Origin of the sequence: Aliirhizobium wenxiniae, from assembly GCF_014201355.1 — a bacterium.
GTDB classification, from domain to species: Bacteria; Pseudomonadota; Alphaproteobacteria; order Rhizobiales; family Rhizobiaceae; genus Neorhizobium; species Neorhizobium wenxiniae.
The window spans coordinates 26,513-43,649 of sequence record NZ_JACHEG010000017.1 but is presented as its reverse complement, the minus strand read 5'-3'; the positions used below and the strand labels follow the sequence as shown (position 1 = coordinate 43,649).

Annotated in this window: 24 protein-coding genes and 4 pseudogenes; 21 read left to right on the top strand and 7 right to left on the bottom strand. The window is 57.2% G+C overall.

What is annotated here, in order from left to right; translation table 11 throughout:
• The 5 genes from HNQ72_RS30010 to HNQ72_RS29990 all read left to right on the top strand — a co-directional run.
• Positions 1 to 329, top strand: a 329-nt coding sequence (locus tag HNQ72_RS30010) for an Hsp20 family protein (protein WP_183998281.1), incomplete at its 5' end; no start/stop codon positions are given.
• A gap of 77 nt (positions 330 to 406) precedes the next feature.
• Positions 407 to 706: a DUF982 domain-containing protein gene (locus tag HNQ72_RS30005; protein ID WP_183998280.1), complete on the top strand. Its 300-nt coding sequence runs from the start codon at positions 407 to 409 to the stop codon at positions 704 to 706.
• A 9-nt stretch (positions 707 to 715) separates the two neighbouring features.
• Positions 716 to 994 (top strand): hypothetical protein, encoded by a 279-nt coding sequence (locus tag HNQ72_RS30000; protein ID WP_183998278.1) that lies wholly within the window; start codon positions 716 to 718, stop codon positions 992 to 994.
• A gap of 326 nt (positions 995 to 1,320) precedes the next feature.
• Positions 1,321 to 2,241, top strand: a complete 921-nt coding sequence (gene metA, locus HNQ72_RS29995; RefSeq protein WP_183998276.1) for a homoserine O-acetyltransferase MetA — start codon at positions 1,321 to 1,323, stop codon at positions 2,239 to 2,241.
• Positions 2,242 to 2,587: 346 nt separating this feature from the next.
• Positions 2,588 to 3,262, top strand: a complete 675-nt coding sequence (locus tag HNQ72_RS29990; protein WP_210319765.1) for a permease — start codon at positions 2,588 to 2,590, stop codon at positions 3,260 to 3,262.
• A gap of 65 nt (positions 3,263 to 3,327) precedes the next feature.
• Here HNQ72_RS29990 and HNQ72_RS29985 read toward each other — a convergent pair.
• Positions 3,328 to 3,463, bottom strand: a pseudogene (locus HNQ72_RS29985) (IS481 family transposase); the annotation flags it as partial.
• 32 nt (positions 3,464 to 3,495) lie between these two features.
• Positions 3,496 to 4,622 (bottom strand): IS3 family transposase gene (locus HNQ72_RS29980; RefSeq protein WP_373289525.1). Its coding sequence is split into 2 segments (ribosomal slippage): positions 3,496 to 4,394 and positions 4,394 to 4,622, totalling 1,128 coding nucleotides; the frame shifts between segments, so codons are not numbered across the junction.
• A gap of 33 nt (positions 4,623 to 4,655) precedes the next feature.
• Here HNQ72_RS29980 and HNQ72_RS29975 point away from each other — a divergent pair.
• From HNQ72_RS29975 to HNQ72_RS29955, 6 genes are all read left to right on the top strand, one after another.
• Positions 4,656 to 5,657 (top strand): response regulator, encoded by a 1,002-nt coding sequence (locus HNQ72_RS29975; protein WP_373289524.1) that lies wholly within the window; start codon positions 4,656 to 4,658, stop codon positions 5,655 to 5,657.
• 381 nt (positions 5,658 to 6,038) lie between these two features.
• Complete coding sequence (locus HNQ72_RS29970) at positions 6,039 to 6,407, top strand: response regulator (RefSeq protein WP_183998272.1); 369 nt, start codon at positions 6,039 to 6,041, stop codon at positions 6,405 to 6,407.
• A 408-nt stretch (positions 6,408 to 6,815) separates the two neighbouring features.
• A complete protein-coding gene (locus tag HNQ72_RS29965) occupies positions 6,816 to 7,025 on the top strand; it encodes a cold-shock protein (protein WP_018902430.1) in 210 nt (69 codons plus the stop codon).
• Positions 7,026 to 7,146: 121 nt separating this feature from the next.
• Positions 7,147 to 7,371, top strand: coding sequence for a hypothetical protein (locus HNQ72_RS29960; RefSeq protein WP_183998285.1), 225 nt, complete (start codon positions 7,147 to 7,149; stop codon positions 7,369 to 7,371).
• Between the two features lie 26 nt (positions 7,372 to 7,397).
• Positions 7,398 to 7,820, top strand: a complete 423-nt coding sequence (locus HNQ72_RS30870) for a DUF6481 family protein (RefSeq protein WP_244654658.1) — start codon at positions 7,398 to 7,400, stop codon at positions 7,818 to 7,820.
• Positions 7,821 to 7,862: 42 nt separating this feature from the next.
• A complete protein-coding gene (locus HNQ72_RS29955) occupies positions 7,863 to 8,138 on the top strand; it encodes a hypothetical protein (RefSeq protein WP_183998271.1) in 276 nt (91 codons plus the stop codon).
• A gap of 736 nt (positions 8,139 to 8,874) precedes the next feature.
• Here HNQ72_RS29955 and HNQ72_RS31425 read toward each other — a convergent pair.
• On the bottom strand, positions 8,875 to 9,060 hold the full coding sequence (locus HNQ72_RS31425; RefSeq protein WP_373289526.1) for a DUF982 domain-containing protein: 186 nt from the start codon (positions 9,058 to 9,060) through the stop codon (positions 8,875 to 8,877).
• On the opposite strand from HNQ72_RS31425, the gene HNQ72_RS30865 reads away from it, so the two are divergent.
• Positions 9,010 to 9,213 carry a hypothetical protein gene (locus HNQ72_RS30865; RefSeq protein ID WP_244654654.1) on the top strand — a complete coding sequence of 68 codons (204 nt, stop codon included), beginning with the start codon at positions 9,010 to 9,012 and terminating at the stop codon, positions 9,211 to 9,213. The two genes, HNQ72_RS31425 and HNQ72_RS30865, sit on opposite strands and share 51 nt — an antisense overlap.
• Positions 9,214 to 9,291: 78 nt before the next feature.
• Here the strand turns inward: HNQ72_RS30865 and HNQ72_RS29945 are convergent, their stop codons facing one another.
• Positions 9,292 to 9,444 (bottom strand): hypothetical protein, encoded by a 153-nt coding sequence (locus HNQ72_RS29945; protein WP_183998269.1) that lies wholly within the window; start codon positions 9,442 to 9,444, stop codon positions 9,292 to 9,294.
• Between the two features lie 203 nt (positions 9,445 to 9,647).
• On the opposite strand from HNQ72_RS29945, the gene HNQ72_RS29940 reads away from it, so the two are divergent.
• The 8 genes and pseudogenes from HNQ72_RS29940 (at position 9,648) to arsH (ending at position 13,839) form a co-directional block, all read left to right on the top strand.
• Positions 9,648 to 9,797, top strand: a complete 150-nt coding sequence (locus HNQ72_RS29940; protein ID WP_183998267.1) for a hypothetical protein — start codon at positions 9,648 to 9,650, stop codon at positions 9,795 to 9,797.
• Positions 9,798 to 9,899: 102 nt separating this feature from the next.
• A pseudogene (locus HNQ72_RS29935) lies at positions 9,900 to 10,093 on the top strand (hypothetical protein).
• 230 nt (positions 10,094 to 10,323) lie between these two features.
• Positions 10,324 to 10,683, top strand: coding sequence for an ArsR/SmtB family transcription factor (locus HNQ72_RS29930; protein WP_183998265.1), 360 nt, complete (start codon positions 10,324 to 10,326; stop codon positions 10,681 to 10,683).
• A complete protein-coding gene (arsN2, locus tag HNQ72_RS29925) occupies positions 10,671 to 11,108 on the top strand; it encodes an arsenic resistance N-acetyltransferase ArsN2 (RefSeq protein WP_183998264.1) in 438 nt (145 codons plus the stop codon). Before HNQ72_RS29930 ends, arsN2 begins: the two co-directional genes overlap by 13 nt.
• A 14-nt stretch (positions 11,109 to 11,122) precedes the next feature.
• On the top strand, positions 11,123 to 11,650 hold the full coding sequence (locus HNQ72_RS29920) for an arsenate reductase ArsC (protein WP_183998263.1): 528 nt from the start codon (positions 11,123 to 11,125) through the stop codon (positions 11,648 to 11,650).
• Positions 11,650 to 12,708, top strand: a complete 1,059-nt coding sequence (gene arsB, locus HNQ72_RS29915) for an ACR3 family arsenite efflux transporter (RefSeq protein ID WP_183998262.1) — start codon at positions 11,650 to 11,652, stop codon at positions 12,706 to 12,708. The genes HNQ72_RS29920 and arsB overlap by 1 nt, the downstream gene beginning before the upstream one ends.
• Positions 12,709 to 12,710: 2 nt before the next feature.
• A complete protein-coding gene (arsC, locus tag HNQ72_RS29910; RefSeq protein WP_183998261.1) occupies positions 12,711 to 13,136 on the top strand; it encodes an arsenate reductase (glutaredoxin) in 426 nt (141 codons plus the stop codon).
• Positions 13,063 to 13,839, top strand: coding sequence for an arsenical resistance protein ArsH (gene arsH / locus HNQ72_RS29905; RefSeq protein ID WP_183998260.1), 777 nt, complete (start codon positions 13,063 to 13,065; stop codon positions 13,837 to 13,839). Before arsC ends, arsH begins: the two co-directional genes overlap by 74 nt.
• 4 nt (positions 13,840 to 13,843) lie before the next feature.
• Here the strand turns inward: arsH and arsK are convergent.
• Together arsK and HNQ72_RS29895 are read right to left on the bottom strand one after the other, a co-directional pair.
• Positions 13,844 to 15,035: pseudogene (gene arsK, locus HNQ72_RS29900) on the bottom strand (arsenite efflux MFS transporter ArsK).
• Positions 15,028 to 15,384 carry an ArsR/SmtB family transcription factor gene (locus tag HNQ72_RS29895; RefSeq protein WP_183998258.1) on the bottom strand — a complete coding sequence of 119 codons (357 nt, stop codon included), beginning with the start codon at positions 15,382 to 15,384 and terminating at the stop codon, positions 15,028 to 15,030. The pseudogene arsK and the gene HNQ72_RS29895 overlap by 8 nt, the downstream one beginning before the upstream one ends.
• A 42-nt stretch (positions 15,385 to 15,426) precedes the next feature.
• Here HNQ72_RS29895 and HNQ72_RS29890 point away from each other — a divergent pair, with 42 nt between their 5' ends.
• Positions 15,427 to 15,942: a DUF6428 family protein gene (locus tag HNQ72_RS29890; protein ID WP_183998256.1), complete on the top strand. Its 516-nt coding sequence runs from the start codon at positions 15,427 to 15,429 to the stop codon at positions 15,940 to 15,942.
• A 166-nt stretch (positions 15,943 to 16,108) separates the two neighbouring features.
• On the opposite strand, the pseudogene HNQ72_RS29885 reads toward HNQ72_RS29890, so the two are convergent.
• Positions 16,109 to 17,119 (bottom strand): annotated as a pseudogene (locus HNQ72_RS29885) (sensor histidine kinase).
• Positions 17,120 to 17,137 lie beyond the last annotated feature (18 nt).

The following is a 17,137-nucleotide window of genomic DNA, read 5'->3' as shown; positions in this document are numbered from 1 at the left end:
ACCGTATCTCGATTGCGGTAGCGGGCTTTGCCCAGAACGATCTCGACATCACCTTCCAATCCAATCTGCTGACCGTCACCGGCAAGAAGCAGGAATCCCCGACAGAGGGCTACCTGCATCGCGGTATCGCAGGTCGTCCGTTCGAGCATCGCTTCGAGCTGGCCGATCACGTGCGAGTGAATGGGGCGGACTTGAATAATGGTCTGCTGACGATCGAGCTTGTTCGCGAAATACCAGAAGCCCTAAAACCGAGGAAGATTTCGATCCAGAGGACGCCTTCATTGACGTCGGTAGGTCCAGCACAGATTGAAGCCCAAAAAGCGGCTTGATCCTGAAGTTCGGTCATTGGCTCAGGGCGCCATTGCGATGGCGCCCGTCAACATTCCGGGTAGGGAAGGAGAGAATGATGAAACCCGATATGTTCAGAGAACCCGTCAACATTCTGGTCGGCTTGGGCTTTCCTGCCGAGGTTCGCAACGTGATGGACGCTTACCGGCACCTGACTGAGTGGCCGTCCTCGCTTAGGGACACGGCACACTCTGTTGCTCTGAAGGCATGTCAGCCGGCGCTTCAAGGAGACATCGAAGCAGAGACGGCCCGTGGCCTCTTTGCAGCATTCGCCGCCAAGCATGATCTGCTGGCTCCTGAAACACCGGCGATTGCTGCCTCGCGCGCGCGAGCCGACCGCGACCCCCATGTGCAGTGAGGTGATGTCATGGAAAACGCCATATTGAAGGAGGCGGTCGACCGTGCATTTACCTTGGGGCCGGCGGTATTGATGCAGGGCATGCACTTTCGACGCCCGAGCGATGTTGTGGCTGCGCGATCTCTTTCGCAGGACGACAAACGAGCGATCCTGGCCGCGTGGGCGTCCGATCTTTATGCGGTAGACTCGAAGCCGGCTCTTCGCTGTTTGCCCGGGACGAGCGAAACCGTTTCAATCGACGAAGTTCAGGCAGCACTTCGCGAACTTGATCGGCGGGGCCTGTCGTAGCGGTCCGGGTGCGCTGGGATGGGGCGAGAACCGGCTAAGGAAATCTAGCTTCATCGCCATGACGTCCATGATGCAATCAGGTGGGCGTTGTCCAAGAGGACTTTCGAGGGGAGCGGCGTTGTTGCACGTAAAGCGGGTCTTTGCGGTCGCGCATTATATCCTTTATTTGAAAGCCGACGAGCGAAGAGCGCGCTGAGATATTTGAGCTCTTCTAGTCTGATCGGCTTACTCCAACCAGTTGTACAGGGCCGGAGTTTTGGAGCTCCTGTCCCGGCAAGGTGGTGCCTGTTCCGATATTGTTACTCATTTTGCTTGCGAGACCCGACTTGCCGATCAAGATTCCCGATACGCTTCCAGCGTTTACTACCCTCGTTTCCGAGGGCGTGCGCGTCATGACCGAAACGGTCGCCGTGCGCCAGGACATTCGTCCGCTGCAGATCGGGCTTCTCAACCTCATGCCGAACAAGATCAAGACCGAGGTGCAGATGGCCCGCCTTGTCGGCGCTTCGCCGCTGCAGGTGGAGTTTTCGCTGATCCGGCTCGGCACGCACAAGGCGAAGAATACATCCGAGGAGCACCTCCTCTCCTTCTATCACACCTGGGAAGAGGTGAAGGACCGCAAGTTCGACGGGTTCATAATCACCGGCGCGCCGGTGGAGCAGATGGACTACGAGGATGTGAGCTATTGGGACGAGATGCGTCAGATCTTCGACTGGACGCAGACCAATGTGCATTCGACGATGAATGTCTGCTGGGGCGCGATGGCGGCGATCTATCATTTTCACGACGTGCCGAAACATGCGCTCACCGAAAAGGCCTTTGGTGTCTATCGTCACCGCAATCTTGCGCCGGCCTCGGTTTATCTCAATGGCTTTTCCGATGATTTCCAGGTGCCGGTCTCACGTTGGACGGAGGTGCGTCGCGAGGATGTTGAGAAGAAATCCGATCTGGAAATTCTGATGGAGTCCGACGAGATGGGTCTCTGCCTCGTGCACGAGAAGAAGGGCAACCGTCTCTACATGTTCAACCATGTCGAATATGATTCCACCTCGCTGGCGGACGAATATTTTCGCGATGTGAATGCCGGTATCCCGATCAAGATGCCGCATGACTATTTTCCGCATAACGACGATACGCTGACGCCCCAGAACCGCTGGCGCAGCCATGCTCATCTTCTGTTCGGCAACTGGATCAACGAGATTTATCAGACTACGCCTTACGAAATCAGTAAAATCGGTACTCTGTAGTTGCCGCAGGAGCTTGCCCGGCTTGCTTTCTGGGCTAAGGTGTTGGTTTCTGCGCGGAACTGACGGTCCTTGTGATGGCGGCGGCGGCATTTGTACTCCGCGTAAGCTTGTCTGTCTTCAGACGATTCATCTAGGCGCGTTCTCCGGAAAGTGACTGCTTCCACAATCGCTTTCTCCGTCCGGCTCATGGCCAACGGCTCGATTGATTGTGCGTAGCTGACGAAAGACGGTGTACAACAAAACTAAGCGGGTTGCGACATACCTGCTAAAGAGGCGTGACGCTGACATTGGTCATCGTTATGTAACTTGTGATGCAGCCGACAGGGGGGATTACTGCGTGGACTTCATGAAGCTGCTGAAATCGCTTGATGAACTACTCTACGAGCTCGTGTCGTGGCTGTTATTTTATCCCGTGACGATGTGGCGCTCCCTGATGAGGCCACTTAGAATGATGCGCTACGCAGACACCGAATTGGCGGACCGTCCGGAAGACCAGTACGAGGATAGCCTAAGTCCGCCGCTCTTCCTCCTGATTACCCTATTGCTGTCCCAAGGACTTTCTAGCGCTATTCCCTCGGTCATCGATCCCTCAGCAGCCATGAAGCAGCTTGGATCGGCTTCCAACCTTCTTATTGCCCGAGGTGTGATTTTCGGGATATTCCCGCTGTGCATGGCGGGAACGATTCTGCGGTGGAAAGCGGTCAAGATGACACGTAACTCCCTCCGACCGCCATTCTTCAGTCAGTGTTATGTCGCTGCCCCTTTTGCCTTTCTGTTGGTGCTGGGCATCGACCTCATAGGTGTCCCTGACGAGAAGGGAGTGACTGCGGGTATGTTAGCGATGGGGGGTGCCTTAACCTGGTATATTCAGGCGCAGGTCAGATGGTTCATGCACGATCTCGAAGTCGGGGTTTTGAAAGCTTTGATCGCGGTCATTTTTGCAATGCTGGTCGCCGTCGTCTCAGCTCTCCTGGTTGCAGTCGCGATCACCATGACTGCTAAGGACATCGCCCCACAATAGTTTTGCAGTCCGCTGGGACGCAGCGCGCAAATAAATGCCGACTTCGTGGTCCATTTCGCGCACAGCTAGATGTGGAACCTCAATAGGTTGTCCCGGTTGAGACCGAGGCGACTGATTGGTGTTTTTGATTTTAACCCGCCGTGTCCAGTTTAGCAGATGTGTTTTGCGTATCACTGATGATGGATTTGCGCGTGCATACGCTGAATAGCCCCGAGTTTCGTAGACACCCCGGGTTAGATTTTCTGCTGCCTCTCGAACTCGACGGGCGACAGCATTCCGTTCCTGACGTGCTTGCGTTTCGGGTTGTAGAACATCTCGATGTAGTCGAACACATCCTGGCGCGCTTCATCGCGTGAACGGTAGACCCTGCGACGTATCCTCTCTCGCTTCAGAAGATTGAAGAAGCTCTCAACCACGGCATTGTCATGGCAGTTGCCGCGACGGCTCATCGAGTGAACCAGATTGTGGTGCTTGAGGAACGAGGCCCAGTCCATGCTGGTGAACTGCGAGCCCTGGTCCGAGTGTATCAGCACCTTTTCCTTGGGCTTGCGTCGCCACACGGCCATAAGCAGAGCCTGGAGAACGACATCGGTGGTTTGGCGGCTCTGCAGTGCCCAACCGATCACACGACGCGAATAGAGATCGATGACAACGGCGAGATAGGCGAAGCCCTCGCAGGTTCGAATGTAGGTGATGTCCGTCACCCAGGCAGTGTCTGGAGCCGTCACGTCGAATTGCCGGTCGAGCGTATTATCGACGACGACAGACGGTCTGCCACCATAGATGCCGGGACGGCGTTTGTAGCCGATCTGCGCCTTGATCCCGGCGAGACGCGTCAGACGCGCAACCCGGTTCGGGCAGCACATCTCGCCCTGATCGAGAAGATCGTCGTGCAGCTTGCGATAATCGTAGACCTTGCCGCTTTCTTCCCATACCTTCAGGAGCAGCTCGGTCTGTCGCTTGTCCTCGTTGGCTCGCCTGCTCAGCGGGTTCTTCAGCCAAGCGTAAAATCCACTCGGCTGAACCCGCAGGACACGGCACATCGTCCGCACCGAAAACTGCAAGCGATGCAGGGCAATGAACGCGTACTTCACTTTGCATCCCTGGCGAAATACGCGGCCGCTTTTTTTAGGATGTCTCGCTCTTCGGTGACGCGAGCCAGTTCCTTCTTCAGCCGCCTGATGTCCTCGGCCTCGTCGTTGCCTTTGGCGTTCGACGCGGCAAACTTCTTCTTCCACTCATACAGGGAATGCTGGCTCACGCCGAGGCGCTGAGAAACCTCCGCAACCGGATAGCCTCGCTCCGTGATCTGACGCACAGCGTCGCGCTTAAAATCTTCGCTGAAATTCGATTTGCTCATGATGCTCTTCCTGCCTCAAAATTAGGAAAGAAGGTGTCTACAAATCTAGGGGCTATTCAGGGTCTTGGTCTGTCCATGGTATACGGCTTCGTCAAGCAGACCGGGGGTCATGTGAAAATCTACAGCGAAGTTGGGCAGGGAACCACGATCAGGATGTACCTGCCGCGTTCTTCCGGCCAGGAGGATGTGCAAGTCGCGATAATCGACGGTCCCGTCGAAGGCGGCCCGGAGACGATTCTGGTGACTGAAGACGACGAGGGCGTTCGCGCGACTGTCGTCGAAATGCTGCAGGAGTTGGGCTACCGCGTCCTGAAGGCTCCCGATGCCAGCGCTGCCCTAACAATCCTGGAAAGCGGCATGCCCATCGACATGTTGTTCACCGATGTGGTTATGCCGGGACCCTTGAAGAGCGCTGAACTCGCTCGCAAGGCTAAGGAGCGGCTTCCTAGCATCGCTGTCCTCTTCACGTCCGCCTATACCGAAAACTCGATCGTCCACGGTGGCCGGCTCGATCCCGGTGTTCAGCTTCTCTCAAAACCCTATACCCGAGAGGCTCTGGCGCGGAAGATCCGCCATTTGCTGAATAACGAGAAGCAGGTGGCGCTGTCTGCCGAGAAATCGGAAAACATTGACCCCGACCCCCGTGACAACACTGGCGATGCGTCAAGTGAGCAGGCTGCAAGCCGGCGCGTGCTATTGGTGGAAGACAATGCGCTCATTCGCATGTCAGACGCAGATATGCTCGCCGATCTGGGATATGAAGTGCTGGAAGCGGAATCGGCCGAAGAAGGGTTGCAGATCTTGGAACAGGCTGGGGTCGAAATCCTGGTGACTGACCTCGGTCTTCCCGTCATGTCCGGTGAAGAGCTGGCTCGTGAAGTGCGCCGCCGCTGGCCGCATATCGGGATCGTCTTTGCGACCGGCATGAACGAAGCGCCTTCTCTGGAAGACGGACCGGCTGCCGTGTTGCTCCGAAAGCCGCACGGACCGGACGAGCTCAAAACTGCGCTAGACGCCGTCTTGCCATTGACTTGAATGATGGACGCGATGCTTGGCATTGCGCTTGCGGGTGGCCGCCGCTTTCTTTGCGAACGCCAATCTCTTGACCGCGGCGCATGACGCGGCCGTCAAAATCCACCCATGTCGCCGACCTTTCGCTGTCTGGCACCCGCATCTGGCAGGAATGTCTTTAAGGGACAAAATTATTGAACCTGGGTTATCGCGCCGTTCGTGTGCGACAGCGTTAATCAGTCTGTCGATGATTTTCGACGACTACGACGAGGAGAATGCGGCGCCTCAAAATTTCCGCGGGCGTCTGGAACTAATAATCCGACAGCCTATTTGGTACGGTATCAGACAAATGTGTTTGAGGGCTTGAAGCAGGGCCATTTCTCTCCAACCGAAAAGAGACAGCCCGTGCATTCTGAACCCGTCACCGTTCTCGTCGTCGAGGATGAGGCCCTAATCCGTCTTGCTATCGTCGACGAACTGGAAGTAGCCGGCTTTCAGGTCTTCGAAGCTGATAGTGCGGCAGCAGCAATCGCCATCATCGAACACCATACTGATATCCGGATGATCTTCACCGATATCGATATGCCAGGTACGATGGACGGCTTAAAGCTTGCGGCATTCGTTCGCGATCGTTGGCCACCAAACAAAATCATTGTCACGTCCGGCAGGGTCATCCCGGGCACTGGTGAGTTGCCGCCCGACGTCCCCTTTCTTGCCAAGCCCTACGACTTTGATCTCGTCATTCGGTCGATACACGCGGCAATGAACGAGTAAGGTAGTGCCTGCACCGTTCACTAATTGCTCATGTAGCGGCCCGTCGCCTGGTTAGCGGATGGAGGCACGACACGCGTGGGATGAGGTCGACGTCTGGATATTCGTCTGAAACCTTTGGTACACATAGGACATTGGGTCGGCCGCCTTCGTTTTCCTCTAAACGCCTCGGACTACATGTGCTTGAGTTTACAGCAACCTAAAGTGGCGCGTGCGCTCATCAAAAAACTAAACGTTGACGTCAATCGGTTTGCACCCTATATCTGCTGCATCGATCTTTTGCTTGCCGAGCTTGTCTACGGCGTGATTGGCACCGCGTTTTAAGCGAACTTCTCTTTCAAAAATAGTCGGTTCATACCCGCGCGGCATCTCCTTCGCGGTCCCTCAATCTATGCTTTGAAAGGGTTCATCATGACCACTGGCACAGTAAAATGGTTCAATTCCACCAAGGGTTTTGGTTTTATCCAGCCCGACAACGGCGGCGCTGACGCCTTCGTTCACATCTCGGCCGTCGAGCGCGCAGGAATGCGCGAGCTCGTTGAAGGTCAAAAGATCGGCTTCGAACTTGAGCGCGACATGAAGTCGGGCAAGATGTCGGCCTGCAATCTGCAGTCCGCTTAATGATATCTGCTTCCCGTTGACCACGGATGTACTGGCATCGCCGGAAGCACTTATCAGTCTGAGGCCAGGCGGCTTGCCTGGCCTTTTTAATTTGGTCGAACGACCGACGATGGAGGAATCCATGACGGAAACATACAGCAAATCTCGCCAGCAAGCCGAACTCGCCTTCGGCAACGTTCAATCCCGATTCTTTTCCAAGAATAACGCACTGGAAGAGTTGCAGTCGGAAGAACACGCGCGCGAGGCGAAAACGTTACGGCTCAGAGAGGCGAGGCTTGCGAAAGAGCAGGCTGAACGGATGTCGGCAACCGCCGCGCTTGTCAACAAACACGCCAAGGCGCGCTGACCGCGCCATCGGCGCTTAAGGACAAACTGTTTGAGAAACTTTGGAACACTGAACTCGCTGACCGACGATCCGCTGCTGCTACGGCGAAAGCGGCGCTCCTCGGCGCTTACCAGGCAGCCAAGACCGCCAACGACCCAGCGCGGGCTGCAAAGCGGGCTGAGCGCACCGCGCTTGTTCAAGCGCGCGACTTACGCCGTATGGAACGAGACCGTCTCAAAGTTGAGGAGCGTAATCGACGCGACGCCGATGCGGCCGAAAAGCAGGCCGCTATCGAGGCTGCTGCCTTAGCTGAGACCGAAGAACGCGCGATCGCTGAGAGCGCAAGAATCCGACGTGTCGTTGAGGATGATGCTGCCCGGAAGGCCGAGCGTGATCGCCGCTATGCAAACCGCAAGGCTCGGCAGAGCCTAAATCGCCAGCAGATTAAACTGGGTCACGTCCCGGCTTGACGAAGCGACCGCTCCCGTGAGGGCACGCATCAGGGGTATACTATGTCACCAGACAAAAACGAACTGCAGGCGATCAATACGGCCTGGCAGATTGCGATCCAGGAAATCCTGCGGATGGTGATACGCGATATGTACCATGGAAGCGGCGAAGAAGCTTTCAAAACGCATATCAAACGGATCGAAGAAGCCGCGGTCGATAGCATTCGGACGGACTTGCGGCTTCGTGGCACCGACGAGTGGACTGAGGTTTTGGTCAAAGAGCGGGCGAGCAACTTTGTTACGACGCTGCTGACATCCTTTACCTACGATCGGGCCTGATCGCTAACCCTTAAGGTAGCAAGTAATCAACGCGTCCAGGTGCAGCCATCACGCCGGAACAAAAAACGGCTTGCGATCGAGCTGTGGTTGCGGGAACGCACTTAGAACAACGCCACGCGTGGCTCGTTTGGGTGCCGGGGCTATGAGTATCAGACCTTTCGTATCAAGCAGATCGTAAGCGCTTTCGCGTGTCGATCAGCAACCGTAAGGAACCACATTCAGTGATCGAAAAACAAGATTTCTCCGTTAGTTCAAATGGCGACCGGTGGTCGCTTAAGAAGCATCAGGTCTCGGGTGAAACGGTGGGGCTGCACGAAGCGAACGCGCCTTCAGGCGGACAGGTATAACCCGCATTCCTGTGGCGGATTTCCTCAATTGCAATGTTGGCAAGCCCGGATATGAAGCCCTGCTACAAATATTGGGTCAATCGCACCCGAGGCAGGAAAGCCAGCTCAGCCAGGATCAGGGTGAAACATCCTCGTATGCGACCGGGATGCGTTACCTTAATCTCGGTGGAAGACGCCGGGCGAAAGTAGACGACAATATCGTCAACACGCGCTCTTGGGAGAGTGATCCTTCCGAAGCAGAAGCTTTTTGGCAATCCAATGTTGAGACACTCGACGAAAGAGGTCGACGCGACGTTGCACTGCACCTGCCGAGCATCAGCGAACGATAATCGTTCAAGGGATGGACTGACGCAGAGCCGAGAGCAACCTCTTTCCCTGGAGCCTAAGCCTTAGCGGCGATCGAGCTTCAATCTGTAATCTGCGTAGGCCGCGATAAAAGAAAATCTGGCAATCTCGGCATCGCAGCGATATCTGAGCGCACTGTTGCAGTCAGCAATCGCAGCTCGGAAGGGTGCTCCGGTTTGATGGCGAAAATTTTCATGAAGAAATTTGAGAGCCGCTCTTGGCCCAGTGATGGGCTTATCGAGCAGGCCATCTTGAACGAAGACAGCAAACTCCCACTCGAGACCGAAACCTACGGGGATTACGGAGTTCAAGAGCTTCCCTTTCCTGCGGGTTCGAATGGCCGAGAGTTGCAAACGTTCAAAGCGCTGAACGCTGCTGTTTAAGCTGCAATCGAATATGGCGCCGGGATTTCTGGGCTGTTTCGAATAATTCCCGCGCGAAATCAGGAGATACGCGACCGTTCAGACGTCATTGATGCTGTTTGCTGCAGCAGCAAACGAGCGATCTCTGATCGTGACCCAGCTCGCGCCCATCATCGACCTGTGCGCTTCCATCGGTCCGAAGATCAGGCGGCCATCAAAATCCACCGGCTTATCCCAGTAAACGGTTCGCATTTTTGTGCTCCCAAAAATACCTATGTAGCGCGCCAATGAGCTAAGGCGAAAATTAAGGCAAAGACCTAACTTTACACGACCGTCCTGGTAAAATTTCTAGCGCAAGCGACTGCCGACGATGAGGTACAGGACTTCCGGCCGGCGGTTGCCTAAGGCCGGTTCGACTATCCAAACGCACTGCGCGTCCGGTCGAGGTGCAGTATGTGCCAAGAACAGATCATTGCCGTCACGACATGATGAAAAACCCCTACGACGTCACGCTTGTCGTGGCAGGTGACTTATGGCTGATCGATCGTACCACGGCCGCCAATACCCGGCTTTCGGGTGGTCTGGCCGTTTTGCCGTCGCCTTGAAGAAAAGCTGGTAGTGCAGACGGGGTTCTGCTCACCTTTCGATTCATGCTAAATGCCAGGTGAAAGCGGTCGATTGATCGTGTGCGCATTGAGGGACAGCGAATGGGATGGAAAACACCAAAATTCGTGTGAATGGCTATAAAGTCATCGAAACCGATGGTCCCACGTTCAAAGTTTACGATGGATCTGACCAAGTGGGTGAGGATTTCCCATACTCTGGTGAAGCTGCGGCTTTTGCTAAGTCTCTTCCCGCGCGTGATGTCCCGGCACCAAGAAACCCTATTCCAGGATTTTGAATCTCCCCGCATGATCCCGCAAAACGTCGACATTTGTTTCTTGCGTGTCGAAGAACCGCCAAGCAAATGAACTTGATTTCCGCAGACTCATTGCAAGGGTCCTAAGTGATTGAATTCCAAGTACCTAGCGAAGTTGATGAGTAGGTCGATCGTTCGATTCCGCTCAAGGCGTTAATGACACCCCGCAGTCAAAGGATTGACAGATCCAATATATCCGTTATTCTGGATATATGGAAAGCAACAGCGCAATAGCGGCCCTTGCTGCCTTGGCACAAAACACTCGCCTCGAGACATTCCGCCTGCTCGTGCGGCACGAGCCGGAAGGCATTCCGGCTGGCGAGCTCGCCCGGCTCCTAGATGTCCCGCAAAACACGATGTCGGCGCATCTTGCGACGCTGTCCCGTGCAGGGTTGGTCATGAGCGAGCGCCAGAGCCGATCGGTCATCTACCGAGCCGACCTCGACGGCCTGCGCGACCTGACGCTTTTCCTGCTGAAGGATTGCTGCGGCGGTGCGACGGAGCTTTGCGCTCCCCTGATCGCAGAGCTGACACCATGCTGCGCGCCGGAAGCGAAGCCATGTCGAACGTGATCACATTGCGCGAAGTGGCCGGTGGCGACGCATGTCTGCACGAGGCGCTCCGTGCCGCGGATCTCCCGACCGATGACATTGAAGACGATGGGCGCGCCTTCTTCGAAGCAGTCTCTGGCGATGGCCAAATGATCGGATATGCCGGCCTCGAGCCCTGCGCCGGAGATTACCTGCTGCGGTCTGTTGTCGTTCTTCAGGCACATCGGTGTCATGGGTTCGGCCGCTCCATCGTCGAGGCAACACTGCGAGACGTCGAAGGCGATGTCTTTCTAGCGACGACGAGTGCCGCGCCGTTTTTCTCCACCATGGGGTTTGCCGAGGTGCGGCGGGCTGAACTGCCGGCCGCCGTGCTCGCGACCCGTCAGCTTTCCTCCATCTGCCCCGCGTCGGCGACCATCATGAAGCTCACCAGGCCTCCGACCTAACACGGACCACGACCATGACTGACAAGACTTATAACGTGCTGTTACTCTGCACGGGCAATTCGGCACGCTCTATTCTCGCCGAATCCATCCTCAACAAGGAGGGCGGCGGCCGTTTCAAGGCCTATTCGGCCGGGAGTCAGCCGAAGGGCGAGGTCAATCCTCACGTTCTGAAGGAACTGGAGACGCTCGGGTACCAATCGACCGGCTTCTCGTCAAAAAGCTGGGATGTGTTCGCCGAGCCGAGCGCACCGGAGATGGATTGCATCTTCACGGTTTGCGACAGCGCCGCCGGCGAAGCCTGCCCCGTCTGGATCGGCCATCCGATGACAGCTCACTGGGGCGTCGAGGATCCGGCCGCTGTCTCTGGCCTCGATATCGACAAGCAGCGCGCGTTCGCGCAGGCGGCCCGCTTCCTCAAGAACCGGATCCTCGCATTTGTAAACCTGCCGCTATCGTCAATCGATCGGCTAGCGCTGGAGACAAAGCTCCGCCAGATCGGTGCGATGGAAGGTTCGACCTCGCCACAGGGAAAGTCGGCCTGATGTCCACTTTCGAACGATACCTGACCATCTGGGTCTTTCTCTGTATTGCCGTCGGCGTTGCCCTCGGCCACCTGATGCCCGGCGCTTTCCAGATCATCGGCGGCGCCGAGATCGCCAAGGTCAACATCGCCGTCGCGATTCTGATGTGGCTGATGATCATCCCGATGCTGCTGAAGATCGATTTCCGATCGTTGGCGCAGGTTGGCTCCTACTGGCGCGGGATCGGCGTCACGCTGATCATCAACTGGGCGATCAAACCGTTTTCCATGGCATTGCTGGGATGGCTGTTTGTCGGCTGGCTCTTCCGGCCCTATCTGCCTGCAGACCAGATCGACTCCTATATTGCGGGGCTGATCATCCTGGCGGCGGCGCCTTGCACGGCCATGGTCTTCGTCTGGTCGAACCTGACACGGGGCGATCCGCTGTTCACCCTGTCGCAGGTCGCTTTGAACGACGCGATCATGGTAGTCGCCTTCGCCCCGATCGTCGGTCTGCTGCTCGGTCTCTCAGCCATCACCGTTCCTTGGGCGACGCTCGTCCTGTCGGTTGCGCTCTATATCGTCGTGCCCGTCATCATCGCCCAAATACTGCGCAGCCGCCTGACGGTCGACGGTACAACAGGGGCGCTCGACCGTTTACTTGCGAAGCTACAGCCTTTGTCGCTCGTCGCGCTGCTCGCCACCCTCGTGCTTCTGTTCGCCTTCCAGGGCGAGCAAATCATCGCCCAACCGGGCATCATCGCGTTGCTGGCCGTGCCGATCCTGATCCAGGTCTATCTGAACTCCGGAGTGGCCTATCTTTTGAACCGCATGGCAGGCGAGCGCCATTGCGTCGCTGGACCATCGGCACTCATCGGTGCCAGCAACTTCTTCGAACTTGCGGTTGCCGCTGCCATCAGTCTCTTCGGATTTCAGTCGGGCGCTGCACTCGCCACCGTCGTCGGCGTCCTGATCGAGGTGCCGGTCATGCTGTCCGTCGTCTGGATCGTGAACCGCTCCAAGGGTTGGTACGAGGCATCGCCCGCCGTTTCCCGCAACACCATCATCGAAAGGCCCTGACCATGGACGCCACCATCTATCACAATCCGGCGTGCGGCACGTCTCGCAACACTCTGGCCCTGATCCGCGCCGCCGGGATCGAGCCCACCGTCATCGAATACCTGCAGAACCCACCATCGCGCGAACAGCTGGCGACGATGATCGTAGACGCTGGCCTGACTGTTCGCGAAGCCATCCGCGAGAAGGGCACGCCTTATGCCGAACTTGGCCTCGATAATCCGGACCTCACCGACGATCAGCTGCTGGATGCTATGGTCGCCACCCCGATCCTGATCAACCGGCCGCTCGTCGTTACGCCGCTCGGCACCAGGCTCGCGCGCCCATCAGAACTCGTTCTCGACATTCTGCCGGCAGATGCCTTCAAGGGGGCATTCACCAAGGAAGACGGCGAACAGGTCCTCGACCAGGAAGGAAAGCGTATTGTCTGAGACATTTCCAGCTCTGCACGACGACTTTCTTCAGCCTATTTCGCCAGAATCGCTGCGGCCGGCATTCTCGACACACAAGCCCAGAATCCTGATCCTGTATGGATCGCTCCGGGAAGTATCCTATAGCCGTCTTCTCGCCTTCGAAGTGCGTCGTCTGCTTGAACGGTTGGGATGCGAGGTTCAGATATTTGATCCAGCGGGGTTACCGCTCCCGGATGAAGCGCCTGTCAGTCACCCAAAGGTCCAGGAACTCCGTGATCTTTCCCAATGGTCGGAGGGCCAGGTCTGGATCAGTCCGGAACGCCACGGCGCGAAGACCGGCATCATGAAGTCGCAGATCGACTGGATCCCGCTGTCGCTCGGCTCCGTCCGCCCCACCCAAGGCAAGACGCTGGCGGTTATGGAGGTTTCGGGCGGCAGCCAGTCCTTTAACGCCGTGAACCAGTTGCGCATCCTCGGCCGCTGGATGCGGATGATCACCATCCCCAATCAGAGCAGTGTGGCGAAGGCGTATCAGGAATTCGACACCGACGGCCGGATGAAGCCGTCTTCCTACTATGACCGCGTCGTCGATGTCTGCGAGGAACTGGTGAAGTTCACCATCATGACCCGCGATGCTTCGTCCTACCTGACCGATCGCTACAGCGAGCGGAAGGAAGGGGCGGCCGAGCTGGAAAAGCGGGTTTCGCTCAAGTCGATCTGACGGATCAGGCCGTCGCGGCGGCAGGCTGCCGGCAGGACGCTGCCACCGCGACGAATGCCACGATGTTGACGGCACCGAGACATGCATTTCCAATGAGCGACAGGCTCAGGCCCAGGTTCTCCATCGCCGCCGCGAACGCGAAGGGCGCTCCGGCTCCGAGCGCCAATCGAGCCGCCGCCATCTTGCCTGTGATCGTGCCATACCCATCCGATCCAAACAGATAGAGCGGCAGGCTTCCCTGCGCGATGCTGTTGATGCCGGAACCGAGCCCGAGGCAGATTGCGAACGCGACAGCGCCCGGCAACCAGTCACCCGTCGCCAGCAGGATCAGAATGCCGAAAACGATCAGCACCGCCGACAGGACAGCGAGTGCCGGCGGCGACAGGTTCTTTCCGAAGACCATGTTGATAAGGCGGCTCGCGACCTGTGCCGGACCGAACAGGGATCCGATCACCACTGCCGCGGCACCCAGCCCGATCGACCCAAGCATCGGCACCATATGCGCGAGGATTGCGGCAAGCGTGAATCCGAGAAGCGCGAAGGCAAATGACACCATGGGCATCGTGGGGGATTGCCCCGATGACCGCCTCGCGAGGCCGGGCGGCCGTATCCGCATTCGATCCGGTCTTGCCGACGCGCATGATCCAGAAATGCAGAGGCATGCAGAGGAACAGGTTCAGCGCTGCGAAAACCAGATAGATCTCACGCCACGACATCCATCCGGAAAGTGCGGCCGAGATCGGCCAGAAGATGGTTGATGCGAAGCCGCCGATCAGGGTGAGATAGGTGATGCTCCGGGAGGCCGAACGGGGATCGCTCTCGACCAATGTCGCGAATGCCGCCTGATACTGCACCATCCCTGATGACACCTCGAGCAGGATGATGGCTATGGCGAATACGGCGACCGAGGGCGACCAGGCGCACAGAGCGAGCGTCAACGCGGCAAGAACCGAGCCTAGCGTCATCATGGTGGCGGCGCCGTTCCGATCCATCTGCTTGCCCAGGAAAGTGGCCGACAGACCGCCGATGAACAGCGAAACGGAGAAGACCCCGAACACCTGGGAAAGCGAAAGGCCCAGATCTACGGCCATGCCAGGAGCGAGAATGCTGAAGCTGTAATAGAGAGTGCCGTAGCCAATGATCTGAGTGATGCCGAGAGCCGAGACGATACCCGCGCGAACCTGTCGACTATGCACTTGCTACCTCGTCATCCGGGCTGCAGCATCCGTCACTCTTCTCGACATTCTCCCGGATCGCAGGGTGTCCGGCGCAGCAGTCTTCCATCAGGAACTTCACAAGACCGGCAAGCGCGTCGTAGCTGGCGCTGTAGATTATCGAGCGGGATTCCCTTCGCTGGGAGATCAACCCCGACCGCTCCAGCTCTTTCAGATGGAAGGAAACATTCGTGGCTGAAACGCCCATGCGCTCGGCGATCACGCCTGCGGCCAGCCCTTCAGGCCCGGCCACGACCAGCGCTCGGACAATGGCAAGGCGCGTCTCTTGTGATAGCGCCGCGAATGAGGAAAGGGCTTGACGTTCATCCATAGTTCAATATTCCTTGAATTATTGGATGGAGGGATAACCTACATGAACGCGATCGACAAGACTGTTTCTACAGACATCAACCTTGGCGATCTTCTCGCGGTGCTCGCGGTGGCGCCTGACGCCCCGTTGGTCTTCAGTTATGAAGGCCGTCCGGTCCGCCCTGGCTATCACGTCACCGAGGTGAAGGCGGGGCAGTTCTCGGCGCTCGACTGCGGCGCCAATCCGGAAGCCTGGTCGGAGATCTTCGTCCAGCTCTGGGATATCGACGAAGACGGTCGGACCCACATGCCGGCCGGCAAATTCTCGGCGATCATCCGCAAGGTAGCAGACCATGTGCGGCTCGAGCCGACGGCAAAGTTGACGTTCGAGGTTAGCGATAGGGAGAGGCCGATGGCGCTCTACTGCGCTGCCGCGCCACGGCTCGTCGCTGGCACCTTCGAGGTTTTCCTTTTCGCTCGGCCGGCGAGCTGCAAGCCGCGCGATCGCTGGCTGGCCGAGGAACAGGCGAAGTCAGCCTGCTGCGGGTCGACAGCCAGTGCATCAACGTGCTGCACGTAACTATGGTCGTTGATTGATGACGTGATCTTCTTTTCGATCCGCAGCGGATTCAGCTGCCGAGTTTTATCAGATTTCTCTCGTCGTAATAACAAGTCGATGGTTAGATCCCGCTCAATAGCATACCACCCTTGATGATTCGGCTTACATGAACGAAAGAACGGTCACCCTATTCGGTCTCACGAAGCTGCCGCTGGAGTTTCTCTAGAGGCGCGCGAAGCTTAACGACTAAACCTGTTTCCAGGTAGTCGACAAAGAGTTCACCAAAACTCGCGAGGCTCACCTGATCAGCCTTGACCCAAAACCTATTTTCCTTGGCGGGACGACTTTTGGTCCACCGCTTTCTGCCCATGTCGCCTCGATGAAGGGCTCGCCGGCATCCTTTATTACAGTCCAACGCATCGTGATAAGACCGTCAGCATTCGACAGGGCGCCATATTTTCGAGCGTTGGTGCCGAGCTCGTGTAGAACTAGCGATATTGCCAACGCTGCTTGTGGATCGAGTTCGACGTGGGGTCCACTCGACAGGAAACGTGGGCTCCCTTCCAATCCAAGACTGGAAATCGCACTCTCGACAATTGACTTGAGATCTGTGCTGGACCAGTTTTCGTGCATCAAAATGTCATGCGCGCGCGAGTATGCAGAAATGCGGTCCTGCAGCGTCGAGGCCACTTCAGCCACCGATTTTGCACCACGCAGCGACTGTGTGACAATCGACTGAAGCACGGAGAGAGTGTTCTTCAGGCGGTGGTTGAGCTCGTGCATCAGCAGCTTCTGACGCTCCTGACTGTGCCGCTCTTCCGTGCGGTCCCGTAAGATCTTCAGGAAGCCCTCGGGCTTACCGCCGTCGGAGCGCAGCACCATCATTTCGCCGGAGGCCCAAAACTTCGAACCGTCTTTCCGCAGATGCCAGCGCTCGTCATTTCCGCGGCCATGCTCCAGAGCGTCGCGCATCTCCCGCTGGGGAATGGCGTTCTGCTGGTCCTCTTCTGTAAAGAACACCCCTGCCGGTTGGCCCAGCATCTCTTCTTCGCTCCAACCCAGAATTCGGACAGCTCCCTCGTTCCAGATTGTCACCAGACCATTGAGATCCATCGAGACGATTGCATAGTCGATAGCGCTGTAGTACCGCCTCGAGAAACCGCTCGCGCGACGTGGAGTGACGCTTGGTCGTGTCCATGATTTCCCCCGAAATGCT